The following is a 5,202-nucleotide window of genomic DNA, read 5'->3' as shown; positions in this document are numbered from 1 at the left end:
CTCGGCGCGGGCCGGCTCGAGTCCGCCGCGCAGGCGGGAAGGAGGATCACCAGGGCTGCGCCCGCCGCGGCCACGGTTGAGCGCAGCCCGGCGGAACACCGCGTCAGCATACGAGCCGTGAGCAGCCTGGTCGGCATCCCGTCGGAGGGGGATGTCACGGAAGACACATGCTGCGGAGGCGTTGCGTGCGTCTCACCGTCAGCGGGCTGTCGGTGGGACTCGGTAGGTTCGGGCGTGGAAGCTTCAGCTCTGCCGAGAGGACCGCTGTGCGCATCGTCGTGCCCAAGGAGACGCGGCCCGGGGAATCCCGGGTCGCGGCGACGCCCAAGACCGTCGAGCAACTGATCAAGCTCGGGTATGACGTCGCGGTCGAGTCCGGAGCCGGCCACGCTGCCGCCTTCGAGGACGGTGCGTATGCCGCGGCGGGTGCCGCCGTCGTGCCGGCCGAGCAGGCCTACGACGGCGACATCGTCTTCAAGATCAACGCACCGAGCCAGGAAGAGCAGGGCAGGCTGCGGCCGGGCCAGCTGGTGATGTCTCTGATGGCGCCGGCGCTGAGTCCGCAGCTCATCGAGGCCCTGACCGCACGTGGCGTGACGGCGATGGCCATGGACGCCGTGCCCCGCATCTCGCGCGCGCAGGCACTCGACGTCCTGTCCTCGATGGCGAATATCGCCGGCTATCGCGCGGTGATCGAGGCGGCCAACGAGTACGGCGGCCTGTTCACCGGGCAGGTTACGGCGGCCGGGAAGATGCCGCCCGCGCGGGTGCTCGTCGTCGGTGCCGGTGTCGCGGGGCTGGCGGCCATCGGCACGGCGAACAGCCTGGGCGCGGTCGTGCAGGCCTTCGACGCCCGGCAGGAGGTCGCTGACCAAGTCGAGTCGATGGGCGGCGAGTTCCTGCGACCGGACCTGACCGGGCTGGACACCGGACCGTCGGCCGACGGCTATGCCAAGGAAATGGGGGCGGAGTTCCAGGAGCGCACCACCGAGCTCTATCGGCGGATCGTGCCAACCGTGGACATCATCGTCACGACGGCGCTGATCCCGGGGCGGCCGGCACCGCGCATCATCGACGAGGACATGGTCGCGTCGATGAAGCCGGGCTCCGTCATCGTCGACATGGCCGCCGCGAACGGAGGTAATGTCGCCGGCTCGGCCGCAGATCAAAAGGTCGTCACCGCCAATGGCGTGAAGATCCTCGGCTACACCGACCTGCCGGGGCGACTGCCGACCCAGGCCTCGCAACTCTTCGGCACCAACCTGGTCAACCTGATGAAGCTGCTGACGCCCGAGAAGGACGGGCAGGCCGTCCTCGACCTCGGCGATACCGTCGTGCGCGGGATGACCGTGGCGACCGGCGGCGAGAAGCTGTGGCCCCCGCCGCCGGTGCAGGTGTCGGCGGCACCGGCCGCCGCGGCGAAGGCCGTCGCCGTCGAAAAGCCGGTCAAGGCGCCGATGTCGCAGACCAAGCGGCTCGGGCTCATCCTCCTCGGAGCGCTGCTCTTCCTCATGCTGGCAGCCTTCTCGCCGGCTCCCTTCCTCGGCCACTTCATGGTCTTCATGCTCGCGGTGGTCATCGGGTTCTATGTCATCGGCAATGTCCACCACGCCTTGCATACGCCGTTGATGTCGGTGACCAATGCCATCAGCGGCATCATCATTGTCGGGGCGTTGCTCCAAGTCGGGCACCCGGGGAAGCTGTGGGTCTCGGTGCTCGCGTTTTTCGGGGTGCTGGTCGCCAGCATCAATGTCTTCGGCGGCTTCACCGTCACCGACCGAATGCTCGACATGTTCAAGCGTGAGGACACGGCCCGATGAATATCGCCTACACCCTCGTCCAGGGCGCCTATATCGTCGCCGGACTGCTCTTCATCCTCGCCCTGTCCGGGCTCTCGAAGCACGACACCGCCCGCATGGGCAATCGATACGGCATAGCCGGTATGGCGATCGCTCTCGTCATCACGATCCTCGCCGCGACCGTCGGTCTCGAATACGGCGGCATGCCGGTGGGCACCGAAACGGGCTGGCGGGGAGTCGTTTTCATCCTGCCGGCGATGGTTGTCGGTGCCCTGATCGGCGTCACCGTGGCCCGTCGGGTCGAGATGACCCAGATGCCCGAACTCATTGCGATGCTGCATAGCTTCGTCGGGTTGGCGGCCGTGCTCGTGGGGTGGAACTCCTCCTATGAGACCGCGGTCGACTATCCGAAGGTGCACGACGTCGAGGTCTTCGTCGGCGTTTTCATCGGCGCCGTGACGCTGACCGGGTCAATCGTCGCCTATCTGAAGCTCTCGGCCAAGATGAAGAGCGCGCCGCTGATGCTGCCGGCCCACAACCTGGTCAATCTCGGCATCATCATCGCCTTTGTCGTGATGACGGTGACCTATGTCGCGATCCCCCACGAGAAGGAATTCTTGCGGCAGAGCCTGCTCGGTGTGATGACGCTGCTGGCGCTTTTCCTCGGCTGGCACCTGGTCGCCTCGATCGGCGGTGGCGATATGCCGGTCGTCGTCTCGATGCTCAACAGCTACTCGGGGTGGGCCGCTGCGGCAGCGGGCTTCCTGCTCAACAACGACCTGCTGATCATCACCGGCGCCCTGGTCGGATCGTCCGGCGCCTATCTGTCCTACATCATGTGCCGCGCGATGAACCGCTCCTTCGTCTCCGTCATCGCCGGCGGCTTCGGGGTGGAGGGCGGCACCGTGGCGTCCGACACCGACTACGGCGAACACCGCGAGATCACGGCCGAGGGTGCCGCGGCGCTGCTGACGGATGCGCACTCGGTGGTGATCACGCCGGGATACGGCATGGCGACCGCGCAGGCGCAGTATGCCGTTGCCGACCTGACCCGGAAGCTGCGTGACAAGGGCGTCAATGTCCGCTTCGGCATCCACCCCGTCGCTGGGCGCCTGCCCGGGCACATGAACGTCCTGCTGGCCGAGGCCAAGGTGCCCTACGACATCGTGCTGGAGATGGATGAGATCAACGACGACCTGCCCGACACCGACGTCGTGCTGGTGATCGGGGCCAATGACACCGTCAACCCCGCCGCGATCGATGAGCCCGGATCGCCCATTGCCGGGATGCCCGTGCTGCACGTCTGGGACGCCCACGACGTGATCGTCTTCAAGCGCTCGATGGCCACCGGTTATGCCGGTGTCCAGAACCCGCTCTTCTTCAAGGAAAACACCCAGATGCTCTTCGGCGACGCCAAGGCCCGCGTGGAGGACATCCTCAAGGCCTTGTGAAGCCAGCGCTGCGCGCCATCGCCGCTCGGCGAACCATCCAAGCGTGTGAACATGCCAAACCCCTTGTCCCGCCCGGATCTGGAGGACAAGGGGTTTGGCATCGGGCCTGGAAGCGGCTCGACGGGCTCGGATCAGGTGCCGGTCATGCTCGGGAGGCGGTCATCCTGGGGGCCTTGGCGGCCGGCCAGCCGGCTGCGCTTGTAGCCGTAGAGGAAGTAGATGATGAAGCCGAGGCCCATCCAGATCAGGAACCGCAACCAGGTCTCAACGGGCAGGGTCAGCATCAAGTACGCGCAGATTGCCGCCGAGACCCACGGCAGGAACGGGCTGAACGGGACCTTGAACGGCCGCTCGAAGTCCGGACGCCGGCGGCGCAGCACCGGGACCGCGATCGAGACCAAGAAGAACGCGGAAAGCGTGCCGATGTTGATCATGTATTCGAGCTTGCCGACCGGGGTCAGCGCGGCGGTCAGGGCAACCAGGATGCCCAGGCCGATGGTGATGCGCGCCGGGGTGCCGGTGCGCGGGTTGACCTTGCCCAGGCCGGGCGGCAGCAGCCAGTCGCGGGACATCGCGAAGACGACCCGGCTCGAGCCGATGAGCAGCGTCATCACGACAGTGGTCAGTCCGGCGACGGCACCCGCGGAGATGAGCGTCGCGTAGCCAGGCTTGCCGACGTCCTCGAAGATCTTCGCCAGCGATGCCTCGTCGGACAACTTGTCGTAGCTGACCATGCCGGTCATCACAATGGCGACTGCGCAGTAGAGGATCGTGCAGATGATCAGCGAAGCGATGATGCCGATGGGCAGATCGCGCTTGGGGTTCTTGGCCTCTTCCGCGGTGGTCGCCACGACGTCGAAGCCGATATAGGCGAAGAAGACCAGCGAGGCGCCCGCCATGATGCCGGCGACGCCATAGGTCGACGGGGTGAAGCCGAAGATCTGCTCGATGAGCGGGGCTTCCCACCCGGACTTGTGGTCGCTGGCCACGGCCGGGGGGATGAACGGGGAGTAGTTGTCCTTGTTGATATAGCCGATGCCCGCGAAGATCACGAAGAGCACGATGAAGACCTTGATGGCGACGAGCGCCAGGTTGACGCGCACCGATTCCTTGATGCCGATCGTCACCAAGGTGGTGAGAAAGGCCACCAGGAGGAAGGCCGGTAGGTCGAAGTGCGAGCCGTATCCCACGCTCGCCGGGATATCGATCCCCAGGCGGCTGAGAAAGACGCCGAGATAGGCCGACCAGCCCTGGGCGACCACGCTCGCGCCGAGCAGCAACTCCAGCAATAGGTCCCAGCCGATGATCCACGCGACGATCTCGCCGAGCGAGGCATAGGAGAAGGTGTAGGCCGATCCGCTGACCGGGATTGCGGACGCGAACTCGGCGTAGCAGAGGGCGGCGAGGCCGCAGCATACGGCCGCGAGGATGAAGCTGAGCACGACGGCCGGGCCGGCGAGGCTATGCGCCGCGCGCCCGGCGACGGTGAAGATGCCCGCTCCGATGACGACGCCGACACCGAAGACCGTCAGATCGAGCGCCGTGAGGCTCTTCTTCAGCTGATACTCGGGCTCGTCGCCCTCGCGGAGCGTCTGTTCGATGGACTTGGTCCGCATCACGCTCATGGGGTCACTCCCTCCCAGATCGACCGGCCGCATGCTCGCCGGTGAGGTTGCACGACGGCGGGCGCCGGCGTGGTCCAGCTCACATCGCCCTAGGCTAAGGGCGCGTGGATCGGTGGTCGTCCCCGCCCCCGCGACGGTGGACAGGAATCTCGCCGGTCGGGTCGCCACTGCGCTCGCGGCCGCTCGGCTCATGGCGCAACGGCACCGGTGGCTGTAGGTGCGGCGGTGTGCTGGCTGTCCTGGTGCGGCGCCGGCCGCCGGTGAAGTACTGGCGCTCCCCACTGGCGCCCGGGCGTCGTCGCTCGACCGCGTCGCCGACGCGGCGTC

The 5,202-nt window shown here is 66.9% G+C and carries 3 protein-coding genes; 2 read left to right on the top strand and 1 reads right to left on the bottom strand.

Going from position 1 to position 5,202, the window contains the following annotated elements:
- The first annotated feature begins 266 nt into the window (after positions 1–266).
- Together PKH97_RS13380 and pntB are read left to right on the top strand one after the other, a co-directional pair.
- Positions 267–1,820 (top strand): Re/Si-specific NAD(P)(+) transhydrogenase subunit alpha, encoded by a 1,554-nt coding sequence (locus PKH97_RS13380; protein ID WP_324388014.1) that lies wholly within the window; start codon positions 267–269, stop codon positions 1,818–1,820.
- A complete protein-coding gene (gene pntB / locus PKH97_RS13375; RefSeq protein ID WP_324388013.1) occupies positions 1,817–3,250 on the top strand; it encodes a Re/Si-specific NAD(P)(+) transhydrogenase subunit beta in 1,434 nt (477 codons plus the stop codon). Before PKH97_RS13380 ends, pntB begins: the two co-directional genes overlap by 4 nt.
- A 131-nt stretch (positions 3,251–3,381) precedes the next feature.
- Here pntB and PKH97_RS13370 read toward each other — a convergent pair whose 3' ends face one another.
- Positions 3,382–4,875 (bottom strand): amino acid permease, encoded by a 1,494-nt coding sequence (locus tag PKH97_RS13370; RefSeq protein WP_324388012.1) that lies wholly within the window; start codon positions 4,873–4,875, stop codon positions 3,382–3,384.
- Between the last annotated feature and the right edge of the window lie 327 nt (positions 4,876–5,202).

It is taken from the genome of Nostocoides sp., from assembly GCF_035343835.1.
In the GTDB taxonomy this organism is placed as follows: Bacteria; Actinomycetota; Actinomycetes; order Actinomycetales; family Dermatophilaceae; genus Nostocoides_A; species Nostocoides_A vanveenii.
This window is presented reverse-complemented; position numbering and strand designations above follow the sequence as displayed.

Excerpts from the sequence above, each read along its gene's own strand:
- PKH97_RS13370 (WP_324388012.1), bottom strand. The coding sequence starts at position 4,875 with ATGAGCGTGATGCGGACCAAGTCCATCGAACAGACGCTCCGCGAGGGC.
- pntB (WP_324388013.1), top strand. The coding sequence starts at position 1,817 with ATGAATATCGCCTACACCCTCGTCCAGGGCGCCTATATCGTCGCCGGA.